Genomic DNA, 16,383 nt, shown 5'->3' on the forward strand with positions numbered 1-16,383 from the left:
AAATGATCGAACCCGGCATTTACAAAGACGTCATGAGCTCGTTCCCGTCCGGCGTCACGGTGGTCACCACCCTTGACCCTGCGGGCGGCATCGTCGGCATCACCGCCAGCGCCTTCAGCGCGCTGTCGATTGATCCGGCGCTGGTGCTGTTCTGCCCCAACTACGCCTCCGACACCTACCCGGTGCTGCGCGACAGCAAGCGTTTCGCGATCCATTTGCTGTCCGCCGGGCAGACCGCTGAGGCCTACGCCTTCGCCGGTAAAGGCAAGGACAAGGCCAAAGGCATCGAATGGCACTTGAGCGAACTCGGCAACCCGATCCTGGCCAAGGCCACGGCGATCATCGAGTGCGAATTGTGGCGCGAATACGATGGTGGTGATCACGCGATCATCGTCGGCGCGGTGAAGAATCTGATCCTGCCGGCGCAACCGGTGACGCCGATGATTTATCACAAGGGCAAGTTGGGCGCCCTGCCCACCCTGACCTGATTAACGCGCTCCCTGTGTAGGAGCTGCCGCAGGCTGCGATCCTTTGACTTTGATTTTTAAAGACAAGATCAAAAGATCGCAGCCTTCGGCAGCTCCTACAGGGGAATGTGTGTGTGAGGAGGAATGATGAATAACGAAAAGTACGAAAAAGGCCTGAAGATCCGCACTCAGGTATTGGGCGAAGCCTACGTGCAACGTTCAATCGACAACGCCGATGACTTCACCCGCCCCCTGCAGGAAATGGTCACCGAATACTGTTGGGGCCACGTCTGGGGTCGCGAGGGCTTGTCGCTCAAGGAGCGGAGCATGATCAACCTGGCGATGATCTCGGCGCTCAACCGCCCGCACGAACTCAAACTGCATGTGCGTGGCGCCTTGCGTAACGGCCTGAGTCGTGAGCAAATACGCGAAATTCTGCTTCAGGTCGGCATTTATTGCGGCGTCCCGGCAGCCGTGGACAGTTTCCGGCTCGCCCGTGAAGCCTTCGCCGAAGCCGACGCCGAGGCCTCCAGTTAACCCCTCGGCTGTTTTGATGCCCGTCTGGCATGGACAGCCACAGTAAAGAGCGGACCCCATGAAACGCCAGCCACTCGACGACAGCTTCAAGGTCAATCGCAACCCCGTTACCCTGCGCGAAATCGTGCTGGATAAACTGCGTAGCGCGATCATGAATTTCCAGCTCATGCCAGGGGATCGTCTGGTCGAACGCGATCTCTGTGATCGCCTGGGCGTCAGCCGCACCTCGGTGCGTGAAGCCTTGCGTCACCTGGAATCCGAAGGTCTGGTCGAGTTCGCTGATGCCAAGGGTCCACGGGTGGCGATCATCACTCTCGCCGATGCCGTCGATATCTACGAATTGCGTTGCGTGCTCGAAGGCCTGATCGTCCAGCTGTTCACCCTGCGCGCTAAAGCCAAGGACATCAAAGCCCTGGAAAAAGCCCTCGATGAGAACCGCAAGGCCCTCAAGGACGGCGAGTTGCAACAGGTGATCGACTCGGTACAAGGCTTCTACGACGTGCTGCTCGAAGGTTCGGGCAACCATGTCGCGGCCACTCAGTTGCGTCAGTTGCAAGCACGCATCAGTTATCTGCGCGCGACCTCGGTGTCCCAGCAAAACCGTCGCGGCGCAAGCAATCAGGAAATGGAAAAAATGGTCGCGGCGATCAAGAGCGGCGATGCGCTGGCGGCGCATCAGGCGTGCGTCGATCACGTGCGTGCCGCCGCTGCTGTCGCCCTCGACTACCTCAAGCGCAAACAGGAAGAAACAGGCGACGTGCCTGCGATCACCCTGCCCATCGCGCTGAAAGAACCCCGTATAGGTCACTGACATGTCCAGCCCGAGCTATTGCCCGAAATGCGGTGGCCCTGACCTCGGTCAGCAGGTGCCGCCGGGCGATACGCACGAGCGCCTGATGTGCCGCGGCTGCGGCTACATTCACTACGTCAATCCGAAGATCATCGCCGGCTGCATCATCGAGCAGGACGGCAAATACCTCTTGTGCCAACGGGCGATCCCTCCGCGTCCGGGCACCTGGACGCTGCCAGCCGGCTTCATGGAAAGTGGCGAGACCACCGAAGAGGCGGCCTTGCGTGAAGTCTGGGAAGAAAGCGGCGTGCGTGCGGAAATCGTCTCGCCGTATTCGATCTTCAGCGTGCCGAAGATCAGCGAGGTGTACATCATCTTCCGCGCCATCGCCCTGGAGATTACCGGCCAATACGGCCCGGAAACCCTCGACTACAAATTCTTCGCCCCCGAAGACATCCCGTGGGAGCAGATCTACTACCCGGCGATCCGGCAGATCCTCGAACGCTATATCGAGGAACGCCAGGCCGGGGTGTATGGGATCTACATGGGCAATGATGACAGCGGCAAGATCCACTTCATCCGCTGATTACGGCGCCATGCCTTCGACAATGATGATTTCCGCCCTCGCCCATTCCTCGCGATAACGCTTCGCCTCTTGATACGCCGCCGAGCGGTAGCAGGCGACCGCTTGCTCGTAGCTATCGAACTCGATCACCACGCTGCGCTGTGGCGTCTTGCGCCCTTCCATCGCTTCGCTGCGCCCGCCTCTGGCCAGAAACCGCCCGCCAAACTCAGCGAACGCCTTGGGCGCGCGCTGGGTGTATTGGCTGTATTGGTCGGGATCGGTGATGTCTACGTGAGCAATCCAGTACGCCTTCATAGTGACCTCTTTGCTTATTTTGTATTATGGTATACCAATATATTTCCAACGAACCCTGAGAGTCCAGCATGGCCTTCAACAGCATCGAAGAAATCATCGAAGATTATCGCCTCGGCAAAATGGTTCTGCTGGTCGATGACGAAGACCGGGAAAACGAAGGCGACCTGTTACTCGCCGCCGATTGTTGCACGCCCGAGGCGATCAGCTTCATGGCGCGTGAGGCACGCGGGCTGATTTGCCTTACGTTGACAGACGAACACTGCCAGCGTTTGGGTCTTGAGCAAATGGTGCCGAGCAATGGCAGCGTTTTCAGCACCGCGTTCACTGTGTCGATTGAAGCGGCAGTTGGCGTCACCACCGGGATTTCCGCCGCCGATCGTGCCTGCACGGTCGCCGCCGCCGTGGCCAAAGACGCCCGCGCCGAAGATCTGGTGCAACCCGGGCATATCTTTCCGCTGCGCGCCAAGGAAGGTGGCGTGTTGACCCGCGCCGGTCACACCGAGGCCGGTTGCGATCTGGCCAGGCTGGCGGGTTTCACCCCGGCGTCGGTCATCGTCGAAGTGATGAACGACGACGGCACCATGGCCCGTCGCCCGGATCTGGAAGTCTTCGCGCGCAACCACGGGATCAAGATCGGCACCATCGCCGACCTGATCCACTATCGTCTGAGCACCGAACACACCATCGAACGTATTGGCGAACGGGAGCTGCCGACGGTGCATGGCACTTTCCGTTTGATCACTTTCGAAGACCGTATCGAAGGTGGGGTTCACATGGCGATGGTCATGGGCGATCTGCGCCGTGAGCATCCGACGCTGGTGCGGGTGCATGTGATCGATCCGCTGCGAGATCTGGTCGGCGCCGAGTACAGCGGGCCGACAAACTGGACGCTGTGGGCGGCGTTGCAACGAGTCGCGGCCGAGGGCCATGGAGTTGTCGTGGTGCTGGCCAATCATGAATCGTCGCAGGCGTTGCTGGAGCGGGTGCCGCAACTGACGCAGCCGCCACGGCAGTTCAGTCGGTCGCAGTCACGGATTTATTCGGAGGTGGGGACCGGAGCGCAGATTCTGCAGAACCTTGGGGTTGGCAAACTGCGGCACCTTGGGCCGCCCCTCAAGTACGCCGGCCTGACCGGGTATGACCTGGAAGTGGTCGAGAGTATTCCGTTTACCGAATAACCCACGACCGCCGCAAATCCAATGTGGGAGCGAGCAGGCTCGCGAAAGCAGGGTTTCAGTCGCTGGAGAGTTGGCTGATCCACCGCTTTCGCGAGCAAGCTCGCTCCCACAGTGTTTCGCATTTCAAGCCCCAAAAAAACAGATCCGCCAGATAACCGGTAAGGCAAAGTGCTTGCACAAAGTTTGGAATACCATAATATGATATTCCATAGACCGGACTCTCCAACGAACGTCCATCTACTGCTCCCGACAGGCGGGCAACAACGCAAGGCCCGCTCAAAAACACAACAATGAGGGCGTGAAAATGGTGTTGAACAAAGCTGCAACCGCAATCTTTTTTGCGGGACTGCTCAGCGTGACCGGCCAGGCTGCAATGGCCGCCGAAAGCGTGAATTTCGTCAGCTGGGGCGGAAGCACCCAGGATGCGCAGAAACAGGCTTGGGCTGATCCGTTCAGCAAGGCCAGCGGCATTACCGTCGTGCAGGATGGCCCGACCGACTACGGCAAACTCAAGGCCATGGTCGAAAGCGGTAACGTGCAATGGGACGTGGTCGACGTCGAAGCCGATTTCGCCCTGCGCGCTGCTGCTGAAGGCCTGCTCGAACCCCTCGATTTCAAAGTCATCCAGCGCGACAGGATCGACCCGCGCTTTGTCAGCGATCACGGCGTCGGCTCGTTCTTCTTCTCCTTCGTCCTCGGCTACAACGAGGGCAAACTCGGCGCCAACAAGCCGCAGGACTGGAGCGCCCTGTTCGACACCAAGACCTACCCCGGCAAACGCGCCCTCTATAAATGGCCAAGCCCCGGCGTGCTCGAACTGGCTCTGCTGGCCGATGGCGTAGCGGCCGACAAGCTCTACCCGCTGGATCTGGATCGGGCCTTCAAAAAACTCGACACCATCAAGAAAGACATCGTCTGGTGGGGCGGCGGCGCGCAGTCGCAGCAACTGCTGGCATCCGGTGAAGCGAGCATGGGCCAGTTCTGGAACGGCCGCATTCACGCCCTGCAAGAAGATGGCGCGCCGGTGGGCGTGAGCTGGAAACAGAACCTGGTCATGGCCGACATTCTGGTGATTCCAAAGGGCTCGAAAAACAAGGACGCGGCGATGAAGTTCCTGGCCAACGCCAGCAGTGCCAAAGGCCAGGCCGACTTCTCCAACCTGACCGCTTACGCCCCGGTCAACCTCGACAGCGTGGAGCGTCTGGATTCGACGCTGGCTCCCAACCTGCCGACTGCTTACGCCAAGGATCAGATCACTCTTGATTTCGCGTACTGGGCCAAAAACGGTCCGGCCATCGCGACACGGTGGAACGAATGGCTGGTCAAATGAAAATGGCGGCCACTGCGTCCCGTCCCTCCACTGCCACCGGGAGCGCCGCACGCGCTGCCGGCTCGGCCGAAGGCAAAAAGGCGATAGCGATGCCGCAAGCCGAGTCCCTCAAACAACGCTGGCGCGGTGCCGGCAACATCCTCCCGGCGCTGCTGTTCCTCGGCCTGTTCTTTCTCGCGCCGTTGATTGGCCTGCTGTTGCGCGGCGTGCTGGAGCCGACGCCAGGCCTTGGCAACTATGAACAACTGTTCGCCAACTCGGCCTATGCCCGCGTGCTGCTCAACACCTTTTCGGTGGCCGGGCTGGTGACGATTTTCAGCCTGTTGCTGGGCTTTCCGCTGGCCTGGGCGATCACGCTGGTGCCGCGCGGCTGGGGTCGCTGGATTCTCAACATCGTGCTGTTGTCGATGTGGACCAGCCTGCTCGCCCGCACCTATTCGTGGCTGGTGTTGCTGCAAGCCTCGGGCGTGATCAACAAGGCTTTGATGGCGATGGGCATCATCGATCAGCCGCTGGAAATGGTGCATAACCTGACCGGCGTGGTGATCGGCATGAGCTACATCATGATCCCGTTCATCGTCCTGCCGTTGCAGGCAACCATGCAGGCCATCGACCCGATGATCCTGCAGGCCGGCTCGATCTGCGGCGCCAGCCCATGGACCAACTTCTTCCGGGTGTTCCTGCCGCTGTGCCGGCCGGGTCTGGCGTCCGGCGGGTTGATGGTGTTCGTGATGTCGCTCGGTTACTACGTCACCCCGGCGCTGCTCGGCGGGGCGCAGAACATGATGCTGCCGGAGTTCATCATTCAGCAGGTGCAATCGTTCCTCAATTGGGGTCTGGCCAGTGCCGGCGCCGCGTTGCTGATCGCGATCACTTTGGTGCTGTTCTACTTCTACCTGAAGCTTCAGCCGGAATCCCCGGTTGGCGCCAGTAACGCGAGGTAAGCCGACATGCTCCTGACTCCCAATGCCATGAGCCGGCGGATGCGCTTCGGCTTGTATGCAACCACCGGGTTGATCGGTTTGTTCCTGCTGTTGCCGATCGTGTTTATCGTCTTGCTGTCGTTCGGTTCATCCCAGTGGCTGGTGTTCCCGCCGCCGGGCTGGACACTGAAATGGTACGGCCAGTTCTTCTCCAACCCCGACTGGATGAACGCCGCAGCGGCCAGCCTTAAAGTCGCCGTGTTGACCACGATTTGCGCTGTGGCCCTCGGTTTGCCGACCGCATTTGCGCTGGTTCGCGGGCGTTTTCCCGGCCGGGAAATGCTCTACGGCCTCTTCACCCTGCCGATGATCGTGCCGCTGGTGATCATCGCTGTGGCGGTGTATGCGCTGTTCCTCAAGCTCGGCTACACCGGGACGATGTTCGCCTTCGTCGTCAGCCATGTGATCGTCGCGCTGCCGTTCACCATCATCTCGATCATCAACTCGCTGAAGCTGTTCGATCAGTCGATTGAAGACGCGGCGGTGATCTGCGGTGCGTCACGCCTGCAAGCAGTGTTCAAGGTGACGTTCCCGGCGATTCGGCCGGGCATGGTTGCCGGCGCCCTCTTCGCCTTTCTTGTTTCGTGGGACGAAGTGGTGCTCAGCGTGATGATGGCCAGCCCGACCCTGCAAACCCTTCCCGTGAAAATGTGGACCACCTTGCGCCAGGACCTGACTCCGGTGATCGCCGTCGCTTCGACGCTGCTGATCGGCCTGTCGGTCTTGGTCATGGTGATCGCCGCCGCCCTGCGTCGGCGCAACGAAATCAGCGCCTGAGCGCCCAGGAGTACGACATGAGTGCCGTGATCAAAGACGCATCCCAGCAGAACGACAAACCCCTGGTCAGCCTGCGCAACCTGAACAAGCACTACGGCGACTTCGCCGCCGTGGACAACATCTCGCTGGACATCAAGGACGGCGAGTTCCTGACCTTCCTCGGCTCCAGCGGCTCCGGTAAAAGCACCACGCTGTCGATGCTCGCCGGTTTCGAAACGCCGAGCAGCGGCGAGATCCTCGTCAACGGCCAGTCGCTGGTCAACGTACCACCGCACAAGCGCGACATCGGCATGGTGTTCCAGCGCTATTCGCTGTTCCCGCATCTGTCTGTACGCGACAACATCGCCTTCCCGTTGGCGATCCGTAAACTGGCGGCGGCCGAGCGTAACAAGCGCGTCGATGCGATGTTGAAACTGGTGCAACTCGAACAATTCGCCCATCGCCGCCCTTCGCAACTGTCCGGTGGCCAACAGCAACGGGTCGCCATTGCCCGAGCGCTGGTCTACGAGCCACGCATTTTGCTGATGGACGAACCGCTGGGTGCGCTGGATAAAAAACTGCGTGAGGATTTGCAAGATGAATTGCGCCAACTGCATCGGCGCCTGGGCATCACCATCGTCTATGTGACCCACGATCAGGAAGAAGCCATGCGTTTGTCGCAACGCATTGCGATTTTCAGTCACGGCAAGATTGTCGGTCTGGGCAGCGGTTATGACCTTTATCAGAATCCGCCGAATGCCTTTGTCGCCTCGTTTCTCGGCAATTCGAACTTCCTCAAGCTCAAGGCGCAGGGTAACGCGGCGGCGAGTTTTGAAGGGCAGTCGCTGTCGATTCGACTGACCTCGGGTTTGCACACCGATCAGGATGTGTTGCTGATGGTGCGTCCGGAAAAAGCACTGGCATTGAGTGTGCAGCAGGCGACTGATGAGCCATTGGCGGCGGGTTGGAATCAGGTGTCGGCGAAGGTGGTGGAGGTGCTGTTTCTGGGTGAGAGCCAGACGTGCAGCGTGGTCACTTCGGGCGGGACGTCGATGACGGTGAAGGCGCTGTCGGCGGCGGGCATGCCGCTCAAGGCTGGCGATGAGGTCCGGGTGCGTTGGGCTACGGCGGACGCCTGTGTTTATACCGAATGGACTGAAAGCGACCTCAACAAAGCCGCCGGGGCCCACTGATAGTGGGGTGTCAGTTGGATTTACCCCCTCACCCCAGCCCTCCCGAAACGTCGGACCGCCCCCAAGGGGGCGAGGGGGAAAGGGAGCCGATATTCATGTTCTTCAAGACCTGAGTTCGGCTCGGAATTTCAGGTCGGTGTATCTCGAACGTTCACCTCAGTCAGTCCCCTCTCCCCCTGGGAGAGGGTTAGGGTGAGGGCAACAGACGACGCGGTATCATTTAATAGCCGCAAAACCCTCTATCTGATCCGGCCACGCCGTCAACACTTCAAACCCGGTCTCCGTCACCGCCACCATATGCTCCCACTGCGCCGACAGCGACCCGTCCCTGGTCAGCACGGTCCAGCCGTCCGGCATGTTCTTCACATGACGCTTGCCGGCATTGAGCATTGGCTCGATGGTGAAGATCATCCCGGCCTTGAGCTTCATCCCCTGATTCGGGAAACCGTAATGCAGGATCTGCGGTTCATCGTGGTAGATCTTGCCGATGCCGTGCCCGCAATACTCGCGCACCACGCTGAAGCCTTCTTTCTCCGCCAGGCTCTGAATCGCATGGCCGATATCCCCCAGCGTCGCACCCGGGCGCACGGCGCGGATACCGGCGCACATGGCGTCGTAGGTGGTCTTGATCAGATGCTGCGCCTCAGGCGTAGCCTCCCCGACCACATACATGCGGCTGGTGTCGCCAAACCAGCCATCCTTGATCACGGCGATGTCGAGGTTGACGATGTCACCATCCTTCAACGGTGTGCCTGACGGAATGCCGTGGCACACCACGTCGTTGACCGAGGCACAGACGGTTTTCGGGAAGCCGTGGTAGCCGACGTTGGCCGGAACGGCTTTTTGCACATTGACGATGTAGTCGTTGCATAGCCGATCCAGTTCATCGGTGGTCACGCCAGCCTTGACGTGGGGCACCAGCATCGCCAGTACCTCGGCGGCGAGTTGGCCAGCGGCGCGCGATTGCGCGATCTCGGCCGTGGTGTTGATCTTGATCTGGTTTCTCATGCGCTGACGGCTTCCTGAGTCAGTTGTTGCAAATCCAGCCCACCGTTCTGCTCGGCGCGAATCAGCAAGCGGCAAATGGCACTGTGGTCGAGGTTGGGGTGCAGCTCGGCGAGCATGCCGATGCGCATCCAGTGCTCGGCCTGCGCGTTGATCGAGCGGCTGAGTGCATTGCTGGAGATGCGCAGATTTTCGTGCATGTCCTCTGAAATTTTGACGATGCCCATAGTCGAATCCGATACGAAGTGTATATGGATCGTATATTAGCCAAGCCTTTCGGAAGATTGCAAACCCTCAGCTGAGGGCCGCATCAAAAAACGATGAGATGAGCCGACTCGAGCGCCGCTCCGCCAGGCAGTACAGATAGGTCTCGGTATAGAGCTGATCGTCTTCGATACGGATGGTGCGGATGTTCGGATCCGCAATGAATTCCGCCTCGGACACCACGCCCAAGCCCAACCCACGCACTACCGCCTCCCGTAGCGCCTCGCGGCTGCCGATTTCCATGGCGATACGCGGTTTGACCTGTGCCGCGTTGAGTGCCTGCTCAAGCACCAGTCGCGTAGTCGAACCGGGCTCGCGTTGCAACAAACGCTGCCCCTGCAGTTCTTCCAGCCGCACGCTTCCACGATTGGCCAGCGGATGCTCATGATGGGCAAAAAGGATGATCGCGTGCCGCGCATAACGCACCGCACACAACGCCGGATCATCGTGACGACCGGCCAGCACCGCAATGTCGGTCACGTAGTTTTCCAGATCCGACAACACCTGCGCCGAGTTGCCCACGCGGATCGACACGTCGATACCCGGATGCTGTTGCAGATAGCTGTCGACCATCTCGATCACATGAAACGGCCCTACCGCGCCAACCTTTAGCTGACCACTGTCGAGCCGCCCGGAGTCGCGCAGCAGGTTATGCGCTTCCAGTTCCAGCAAGGCGATGCGCTGCGCAATCGGCAGCAATTGCCGACCAACGTCCGACAGCTAAATGCGCCGCCCACGGCGATGAAACAACTCGACGTTGTGCTGGCGCTCCAGGCTTTGTACCTGCGTGGTCAAGGTCGGCTGGCTGAGCCCCGTGGCCCTCGCACCGGCACTGAAACTGCAGTGGCGAGCAACGGCGAGGAAGGCCCGCAGTTTGGCGCTGGACATCCATAGACTCCATCAATAGTTAAGTACGGATTCGCATATTGAATTGATTGAATGACTGTCACGTGACAGACCTAGCCTGTGGCAAATCCCAACCACACCGTGGAATGCCATGAAAACAATCAAGCAGTTTCTGCGTGCCGCCAGTCTCACCGTGCTTGCCCTGAGCGCCAGCCATGTCTGGGCCAAAGACAAACTGACCATTGGCCTGATCCCGTCCGAAGATTCCCAGGCGATGATCGAAGCGAGCAAGCAAGTGCTCGACGATCTGCAAAGCAAAATCGGCATGCCGGTCGTGCCGTTCGTGGCCACCGACTACAACGGCATCATCGAAGCGCTGCGCTCGGGCAAACTCGACGTCGCCTACCTGGGGCCGTTCTCGTATGTGCTGGCGACCTCGGTGGCCGATGTCGAAGCGTTCTCTGTGGCCGTCACCAAGAAGACCGGTCAGAGCGCTTACAAAAGTGTGATTCTGGCGCGCAAGGACAGCGGCATTCAATCCCTGGCAGATCTCAAGGGCCATACCTTCGCGTTCGTCGACCCGAGTTCGGCATCAGGGCACCTGTTTCCCAAGGCAGGTCTTGAGCAGGCCGGTTTTGCCCCGGACGGCTTGTTCAAAAGGGTGATTTTTTCCGGCTCCCATGACGCCAGCATCCTTGCTGTCGAGAATAAAAAAGTCGACGCCGCCGCTGTCGCCGACCGCATATTTGCCAGTGCCGTAGCCAAAGGCGTGGTGAAGCAGGATGACTTCGAAGTGGTCTGGAGTTCGAAGCCGATTCCTGAGTCGCCGATGGTCTGGCGCAAGGCGCTGGATCCTGAGCTGAAGCAGAAAATCGCCGCCGCACTCGCCTCGATCAAGGATGTGCCGTGGGGCGATCAGGGTGTACTCAATGGCTTCCAGCCCACTACGGACGCGGCTTACGACGTAGTGCGCGAAACCGCCAAGGTGCTCGATCTCGATTTGCGGAGCATGAAATGATCAGCATCCGCCAACTCACCAAGCATTACGGCAGCAACACGGTATTGCGCGGCATTGACCTGGAGGTCGGTGCCGGGGAATTCGTCGTGGTGCTGGGTCAGTCCGGCGCCGGAAAGTCGACCTTGCTGCGCTGCATTAATCGCTTGGCGCAAGCCGACAGCGGCACGCTGAGCGTGGCCGGCATCGATGCCCTCACCTGCCCCGACACCACTGTGCTGCGCCGTGAAGTGGCGATGATTTTTCAGCACCACAACGTCGTGCCGCGCCTGAGCGTATTGAAGAATGTGCTGACCGGCCGCCTCGGTTCGGTGGGCACGTTCGCCTCGATCCTGCAGCTGTTTCGCCGTGACGACGTAGCGCTGGCCATGCAGTGCCTGGAGCGCGTCGAACTCGCGCACAAGTCCCGCGAGCGAACCGACTCGTTGTCCGGCGGACAGAAGCAGCGCGTCGGGATTGCCCGCGCGCTGGCCCAACGACCGAAGGTGATTCTGGCTGATGAACCGATCGCCAGCCTCGACCCGAAAACCGCGCGACTGGTCTTGCAGTACCTGCGCGATGCCACTCGCGAGCTGGGCATCACCGTGTTGTGCAATCTGCATCAGGTCGAATACGCCCGCGAGTTCGGCGACCGCGTGGTCGGCCTGGCTCACGGCAACCTGGTGTTCGACGGCAAAGCCTCGAGTATGACCGACGCGGATCTGGCACGAATCTATCCGGGCCAGCCTTCGGAGCTACCTGCAGACACCCTGACGCCCACCCTGACCTACTGCGCCGCATCGAGGGCCTGAACATGCAATCGCAAAACTATCAGTGGGTTGGCAATCGCCCCCGTGGCACACGCAGTTGGCTGACCACCGGTGCCATCGTCCTGATCGTGTTGTGGACGCTGAACTGGAGCGCTCAAGGTGCCCAACTCAGCATGGGAGAACTGGCCGCCGGATTGCCGCAGATTGGCGACTTTCTCTCGCGCACTTTTCCACCCGATCTGAGCATCCTGCCGCGTCTGGTCGCACCCGCCGTGGAAACCTTGCAGATCGCCATATGGGGCACGTTGCTCGGAGTGCTACTGGCGATTCCTCTGTCGTTTCTCGCGGCGCGCAATCTCAGTCGCAATCGACTGGTGTTCCACCTCACCCGGCAGGTGCTGAATTTCACTCGCAGCATCAATGAACTGATCCTCGCGCTGATCTTCGTATCGGCGGTCGGTCTCGGCCCGTTTCCCGGTGTGCTGGCGCTGGCGCTGCATGGCCTTGGCATGCTCGGCAAGTTCTTCGCCGAGAGCATTGAAGAGATTGATCAAGGCCCGATTGAAGCGCTGCAAGCGACCGGTGCGCGGCCGTTGCAGGTAATCGTGTTTGGCGTATTGCCGCAGGTGATCACTGCGTGGATTGCCGTGATTCTCTACCGCTTCGAGGTCAATCTGCGTTCGGCCACCGTGCTTGGAATGGTCGGCGCTGGCGGCCTGGGTTTCGAACTGGTGAGCAGTCTCAAACTGTTCAAGTACCAGGAAACAGCCACCTGCATCATCGTCATCACTTTCATGGTGATCGTCGCCGATGCAGTGTCGAGCCGGCTACGCGCAGCGATCCAGAGCGGTTCAGCCCATTAGCAGCGGTTTTTATCGGTCCAGCCGATTCAAACCTGCGATTTATCGATTTGTGCCGTTGTCAGCCACCATCGAGTATGTGGCCACATGACAACAACAAGAAGGATCCACCATGACTGCCCGCTTCCAGAACCCCGTCGATACCCGTTTCGGCTGGGGCAGCCTGCAAGACCTTGCCACCATTACCGAACAGCAAACCGTCGCCCTCGTAACCTTTCCCGAGGCACGTGGACTGGGGCTGGTGGATCGCCTGCAAGCTCTGCTTGGTGATCGTCTGGTCTACATTTTCGAAGACGTCCAACCGAATCCCGACGTCGCGCATTTGCGCAGCACGTATGAGGATTTCTGGCAGCGCGCCGGTGGATGCGACGTGGTGCTCGCCGTCGGTGGCGGCAGTGCCATCGACACCGCCAAGGCGTTGATCGTGGGCACCGAGTCCGGGCGTTTCGATGAATTTCTGGCCTTGCTCGCGACCGGCCAGCCCTTCATTCCAGCTCGCTGCAAACAGCTGATTGCCGCGCCGACCACCGCTGGCACCGGCAGTGAAGTAACGCCTTGGGCGACGATCTGGGACAGCGCCAGCCACAAAAAATACTCGCTGCACCTGGAATGCACTTGGCCGCGTGTGGCAATCATCGACCCTCAACTGATGCTCACCGTGCCCGCCAGCGTCACCGTTTCAACCGGGCTCGACGCACTGTCCCATGCGCTGGAGTCAATCTGGAACGTCAACGCCAACCCGGTCTCCGACACTTTCGCGATTTCTGCCATCGAAGACATCCTCGAATGCCTGCCACAGCTACAGCAGGACTTGTCCAGCCAGGAGCTGCGCACGCGTATGGCGCTGGCCGCGCTCAAGGCCGGGCTGGCGTTTTCCAACACCAAAACCGCGTTGGCGCATTCGATTTCCTACGAAATGACCCTGCGTCACGGTCTGCCTCACGGCATCGCCTGCTCCTTCACCTTGCCGCTGGTGCTGGGTCTGGCCTGGGGGCATGACGTCACCCGCGACCGCACCCTGCAGCGGGTATTCGGTGAGGATTTGCCCAAGGCTCAACAGCAATTGCGCGAGTTCCTCCATGCCTTGGGCGTGAAGACCGAATTCGCCGACTACGGGGTCTCGGCCAAGGACGCCGAAGCCATCATTCACCTGGCGATGCAGGGCGCGCGCGGCAAGAACTTCATCGGTTCCCAAGCCGCCTGACGTCAGCCGATCCCTCAACCGCTGAAGCACAGCCGGCGGCGTAAGACGCTGCGGTGATTTCCTGTCGCACCAAAAAAGAGTGCACCCGTCGTCGACAACCGACGGGAATCCACAACAATAAGGAAAAGATCATGAATCGTGCAGAAACAATGCCTGGTCTCGCCGTAAGTTCTGCCTCGTTCCGGGTTGCGCAGTGGCGCATGCTGCTGGCGGCGATGTTCTGTTACCTGTTTTTCTATACCGGGAGGCAGACCTTCGGTTTTGCCATTCCGGGAATTCAGGCCGAGTTCGGCCTGAGCAAGGAAACCCTCGGCTGGGTGTCTGCTGCGATGTTGTGGGCCTACGCCATCGGCCAGGCTATCAACGGTAACCTCGCCGACAAATTCGGCGGCCGGAAGATCATGACCCTTGGTGCGGTGCTGTCCTGCGGCGCCAACTGGGTGACCAGTTTTGCTGGCGGCTTCGCCAGCCTGATTCTGCCGTGGGGCGTGAATGGCTACTTCCAGGCATTGGGCTGGGCGCCGGGCGGTCGACTGATTGCCAATTGGTGGGCGGCCGGTGAGCGCGGCAAGGTCTACGGTTTCTACACGTTTGCCGCCGGATGCGCTTCGATCCTCTCCTACGTCACTTCCATCGTCGTGCTGGAAGTGCTGCAACTTGAATGGCGCTGGATCTTCCGCCTGCCGGTGCTGCTGATGCTCGCCGGCGGGATCATCTTTTACCTCGTCGCCCGTGAACGTCCGCAGGATCTCGGCTTCCAGCCCGTAGCCGATACCGGCGTTGCCAACGCCGACGATAAACATCAGGAAGCGGCACAGGGCGAAGCCGAGTCATCGGGACAACGTTACAAAGCCGTGCTGAAGAATCCCCGCCTGCTGATCGCCGCGCTGTCGCTGGGCTTTCAAAACGCCGCACGCTACGGCTTGATCGTCTGGGTGCCGGTGCATTTTCTCGGCGCTGACTGGAAAAGTGGTGACGGCATGATCGACCCGAAATGGATCACCGTCGCCCTCCCGGTCGGTATGGCGGTCGGTGCTTTGAGCAACGGCTGGGTGTCGGACAAACTCTTCGGCTCCAAGCGTTACCTGGCGATCATGCTCTACATGTTCCTCGGTGCCGCGACCAGCCTGTGGATGTGGAGCCTGCCGCCGCACAGCCTGATCGGGCTGGTCGCCCTGTTCCTCTGCGGTTTCTTCGTCTACGGGCCGGCCTCGAGTTTCTGGGCACTGTGCCCGGATCTGGTCGGCGCCAAACGCGCCGGTACCGCGACCGGGATCATGAACTTCTCGTCCTACCTGTTCGCCGGGCTGGCCGAACCATTGATTGGTCGTCTGCTTGACTCCACGGCAAATACGTCTCTCATCTTCATAGTGGTCACCAGCGCCTGCCTGTGCAGCGCGGCGGTGGCAATGTTCATCCGACGCTGACGGGGCTTGCATGTACCAGTATCACAAGTGGTTGCGTTCGTTTCACGCAGTGGCCAAAACCGGCAGCTTCACCCTTGCCGCCGAGTATCTCAGTGTCGGTCAGCCGACCGTCAGCGAGCAGGTCAATGCGCTGGAGAAAACCTTCTCGGTGGAACTGTTCCATCGCCGTGGACGCTACATCGAGATGAGCGCCGCCGGGCACAAGCTGTACGCAATCACTCAAGGCCTGTTCGGTCAGGAAGACGAAGCGGTGCAACTGTTGCAAAGCTTTAAACAACGCAAGAACGGCATGCTGCGTCTCGGCGCAGTGTCGCCGCCAATAGCCATGAACCTGACGTACGAACTGATGCAACAGCACCCGGATATCGAACTGGAAACGTCGTTTTCCTCGGAAAAGGAAACCCTGGCCCGGTTGTTCAACTTCGATATCGACGTGGCGATTCTGGCGCTGTCGGAATTCGACCAGCGCTTCCATACGCGCCTGTATCACCGTTATCCGATCATTGCCGTGGTACGTGATGACCACCCGTGGGCCAGCCAGGCACAGGTACACGTCAACGAAATCAGCCGCGAAAAATGGGTGCTGCGCGAGAAGAGCTCGCGCACCCGGCAACTGGTGGAAGAAAGCTGCAAGCGCCTGGGCGTAGAGCTCAACTGCGTCATGCAGTTGAACAGCCGCGAAGCGATTGTGCACGCGATTGCCAAAGGCATCGGGATTGGCCTGGTGTCCGCTGTCGAGTACACCGAAACCCCGGGAACAAGACCCATCACTTTTGTCGATCACCCTTTTTCCATCGAATACCACTTGTGCTGTCTTGGCATCCGCAGGAACCGACCGGTGATCGCTGAGCTGTTCGATTCGGATTCGCCGTTGGTCACCTGACTCGACCGCCACGCTT

The 16,383-nt window shown here is 60.0% G+C and carries 18 protein-coding genes and 1 pseudogene; 15 read left to right on the forward strand and 4 right to left on the reverse strand.

Features of this window, described 5'->3' with window-relative positions:
* The first annotated feature begins 2 nt into the window (after positions 1 to 2).
* The 4 genes from IAI51_RS11675 (at position 3) to IAI51_RS11690 (ending at position 2,380) form a co-directional block, all read left to right on the forward strand.
* Positions 3 to 488 (forward strand): flavin reductase family protein, encoded by a 486-nt coding sequence (locus tag IAI51_RS11675; RefSeq protein WP_187678627.1) that lies wholly within the window; start codon positions 3 to 5, stop codon positions 486 to 488.
* 126 nt (positions 489 to 614) lie between these two features.
* Positions 615 to 1,004 carry a carboxymuconolactone decarboxylase family protein gene (locus IAI51_RS11680; protein ID WP_095125671.1) on the forward strand — a complete coding sequence of 130 codons (390 nt, stop codon included), beginning with the start codon at positions 615 to 617 and terminating at the stop codon, positions 1,002 to 1,004.
* Positions 1,005 to 1,062: 58 nt separating this feature from the next.
* Positions 1,063 to 1,815: a GntR family transcriptional regulator gene (locus IAI51_RS11685; protein ID WP_187678628.1), complete on the forward strand. Its 753-nt coding sequence runs from the start codon at positions 1,063 to 1,065 to the stop codon at positions 1,813 to 1,815.
* 1 nt (position 1,816) lies between these two features.
* The gene (locus IAI51_RS11690) at positions 1,817 to 2,380 is read left to right on the forward strand and encodes an NUDIX hydrolase (protein ID WP_187678629.1); all 564 of its coding nucleotides are present in this window, start codon (positions 1,817 to 1,819) and stop codon (positions 2,378 to 2,380) included.
* Here the strand turns inward: IAI51_RS11690 and IAI51_RS11695 are convergent, their stop codons facing one another.
* On the reverse strand, positions 2,381 to 2,674 hold the full coding sequence (locus tag IAI51_RS11695; RefSeq protein ID WP_187678630.1) for a DUF1330 domain-containing protein: 294 nt from the start codon (positions 2,672 to 2,674) through the stop codon (positions 2,381 to 2,383). It lies immediately after the preceding gene.
* A 68-nt stretch (positions 2,675 to 2,742) separates the two neighbouring features.
* On the opposite strand from IAI51_RS11695, the gene ribBA reads away from it, so the two are divergent.
* From ribBA to IAI51_RS11720, 5 genes are all read left to right on the forward strand, one after another.
* Entirely contained in the window at positions 2,743 to 3,852 is a 1,110-nt protein-coding gene (gene ribBA, locus IAI51_RS11700) for a bifunctional 3,4-dihydroxy-2-butanone-4-phosphate synthase/GTP cyclohydrolase II (RefSeq protein WP_187678631.1), read from the forward strand.
* Between the two features lie 304 nt (positions 3,853 to 4,156).
* Entirely contained in the window at positions 4,157 to 5,182 is a 1,026-nt protein-coding gene (locus IAI51_RS11705; protein ID WP_187678632.1) for an ABC transporter substrate-binding protein, read from the forward strand.
* Complete coding sequence (locus IAI51_RS11710) at positions 5,179 to 6,126, forward strand: ABC transporter permease (RefSeq protein WP_187678668.1); 948 nt, start codon at positions 5,179 to 5,181, stop codon at positions 6,124 to 6,126. The genes IAI51_RS11705 and IAI51_RS11710 overlap by 4 nt, the downstream gene beginning before the upstream one ends.
* 6 nt (positions 6,127 to 6,132) lie before the next feature.
* Entirely contained in the window at positions 6,133 to 6,942 is an 810-nt protein-coding gene (locus tag IAI51_RS11715) for an ABC transporter permease (protein ID WP_007918021.1), read from the forward strand.
* 17 nt (positions 6,943 to 6,959) lie between these two features.
* Complete coding sequence (locus tag IAI51_RS11720) at positions 6,960 to 8,114, forward strand: ABC transporter ATP-binding protein (RefSeq protein ID WP_187678633.1); 1,155 nt, start codon at positions 6,960 to 6,962, stop codon at positions 8,112 to 8,114.
* Between the two features lie 216 nt (positions 8,115 to 8,330).
* On the opposite strand, the gene map is transcribed toward IAI51_RS11720, so the two are convergent.
* The 3 genes and pseudogenes from map to IAI51_RS11735 all read right to left on the reverse strand — a co-directional run bounded on the left by map (position 8,331) and on the right by IAI51_RS11735 (position 10,271).
* Entirely contained in the window at positions 8,331 to 9,122 is a 792-nt protein-coding gene (gene map, locus IAI51_RS11725; RefSeq protein ID WP_187678634.1) for a type I methionyl aminopeptidase, read from the reverse strand.
* Entirely contained in the window at positions 9,119 to 9,346 is a 228-nt protein-coding gene (locus IAI51_RS11730; RefSeq protein ID WP_007918027.1) for a ParD-like family protein, read from the reverse strand. The genes map and IAI51_RS11730 overlap by 4 nt, the downstream gene beginning before the upstream one ends.
* Positions 9,347 to 9,413: 67 nt before the next feature.
* A pseudogene (locus IAI51_RS11735) lies at positions 9,414 to 10,271 on the reverse strand (LysR substrate-binding domain-containing protein).
* Between the two features lie 109 nt (positions 10,272 to 10,380).
* Here IAI51_RS11735 and phnD point away from each other — a divergent pair.
* From phnD to IAI51_RS11765, 6 genes are all read left to right on the forward strand, one after another.
* Complete coding sequence (gene phnD / locus IAI51_RS11740) at positions 10,381 to 11,247, forward strand: phosphonate ABC transporter substrate-binding protein (RefSeq protein ID WP_187678635.1); 867 nt, start codon at positions 10,381 to 10,383, stop codon at positions 11,245 to 11,247.
* Positions 11,244 to 12,035 (forward strand): phosphonate ABC transporter ATP-binding protein, encoded by a 792-nt coding sequence (gene phnC / locus IAI51_RS11745; protein WP_187678636.1) that lies wholly within the window; start codon positions 11,244 to 11,246, stop codon positions 12,033 to 12,035. The genes phnD and phnC overlap by 4 nt, the downstream gene beginning before the upstream one ends.
* Before the next feature lie 2 nt (positions 12,036 to 12,037).
* Positions 12,038 to 12,856: a phosphonate ABC transporter, permease protein PhnE gene (gene phnE / locus IAI51_RS11750; RefSeq protein WP_187678637.1), complete on the forward strand. Its 819-nt coding sequence runs from the start codon at positions 12,038 to 12,040 to the stop codon at positions 12,854 to 12,856.
* A gap of 109 nt (positions 12,857 to 12,965) precedes the next feature.
* Complete coding sequence (gene psrA, locus IAI51_RS11755; protein WP_187678638.1) at positions 12,966 to 14,057, forward strand: iron-containing alcohol dehydrogenase PsrA; 1,092 nt, start codon at positions 12,966 to 12,968, stop codon at positions 14,055 to 14,057.
* A 131-nt stretch (positions 14,058 to 14,188) separates the two neighbouring features.
* On the forward strand, positions 14,189 to 15,484 hold the full coding sequence (locus IAI51_RS11760) for an MFS transporter (RefSeq protein WP_187678639.1): 1,296 nt from the start codon (positions 14,189 to 14,191) through the stop codon (positions 15,482 to 15,484).
* Positions 15,485 to 15,494: 10 nt separating this feature from the next.
* On the forward strand, positions 15,495 to 16,367 hold the full coding sequence (locus tag IAI51_RS11765) for a LysR substrate-binding domain-containing protein (RefSeq protein ID WP_187678640.1): 873 nt from the start codon (positions 15,495 to 15,497) through the stop codon (positions 16,365 to 16,367).
* Positions 16,368 to 16,383: the final 16 nt, after the last annotated feature.

The sequence above is a fragment of the Pseudomonas sp. N40(2020) genome, from assembly GCF_014472415.1.
Classification (GTDB): Bacteria; Pseudomonadota; Gammaproteobacteria; order Pseudomonadales; family Pseudomonadaceae; genus Aquipseudomonas.

Coding starts and splice junctions, on each gene's coding strand:
- IAI51_RS11685 (WP_187678628.1), top strand. CDS start 1,063: ATGAAACGCCAGCCACTCGACGACAGCTTCAAGGTCAATCGCAACCCC.
- IAI51_RS11720 (WP_187678633.1), top strand. CDS start 6,960: ATGAGTGCCGTGATCAAAGACGCATCCCAGCAGAACGACAAACCCCTG.
- IAI51_RS11680 (WP_095125671.1), top strand. CDS start 615: ATGAATAACGAAAAGTACGAAAAAGGCCTGAAGATCCGCACTCAGGTA.
- phnC (WP_187678636.1), top strand. CDS start 11,244: ATGATCAGCATCCGCCAACTCACCAAGCATTACGGCAGCAACACGGTA.
- IAI51_RS11730 (WP_007918027.1), bottom strand. CDS start 9,346: ATGGGCATCGTCAAAATTTCAGAGGACATGCACGAAAATCTGCGCATC.
- IAI51_RS11690 (WP_187678629.1), top strand. CDS start 1,817: ATGTCCAGCCCGAGCTATTGCCCGAAATGCGGTGGCCCTGACCTCGGT.
- IAI51_RS11760 (WP_187678639.1), top strand. CDS start 14,189: ATGAATCGTGCAGAAACAATGCCTGGTCTCGCCGTAAGTTCTGCCTCG.
- IAI51_RS11695 (WP_187678630.1), bottom strand. CDS start 2,674: ATGAAGGCGTACTGGATTGCTCACGTAGACATCACCGATCCCGACCAA.
- IAI51_RS11765 (WP_187678640.1), top strand. CDS start 15,495: ATGTACCAGTATCACAAGTGGTTGCGTTCGTTTCACGCAGTGGCCAAA.
- IAI51_RS11715 (WP_007918021.1), top strand. CDS start 6,133: ATGCTCCTGACTCCCAATGCCATGAGCCGGCGGATGCGCTTCGGCTTG.
- IAI51_RS11705 (WP_187678632.1), top strand. CDS start 4,157: ATGGTGTTGAACAAAGCTGCAACCGCAATCTTTTTTGCGGGACTGCTC.
- phnD (WP_187678635.1), top strand. CDS start 10,381: ATGAAAACAATCAAGCAGTTTCTGCGTGCCGCCAGTCTCACCGTGCTT.
- IAI51_RS11710 (WP_187678668.1), top strand. CDS start 5,179: ATGAAAATGGCGGCCACTGCGTCCCGTCCCTCCACTGCCACCGGGAGC.
- psrA (WP_187678638.1), top strand. CDS start 12,966: ATGACTGCCCGCTTCCAGAACCCCGTCGATACCCGTTTCGGCTGGGGC.
- map (WP_187678634.1), bottom strand. CDS start 9,122: ATGAGAAACCAGATCAAGATCAACACCACGGCCGAGATCGCGCAATCG.
- phnE (WP_187678637.1), top strand. CDS start 12,038: ATGCAATCGCAAAACTATCAGTGGGTTGGCAATCGCCCCCGTGGCACA.
- ribBA (WP_187678631.1), top strand. CDS start 2,743: ATGGCCTTCAACAGCATCGAAGAAATCATCGAAGATTATCGCCTCGGC.
- IAI51_RS11675 (WP_187678627.1), top strand. CDS start 3: ATGATCGAACCCGGCATTTACAAAGACGTCATGAGCTCGTTCCCGTCC.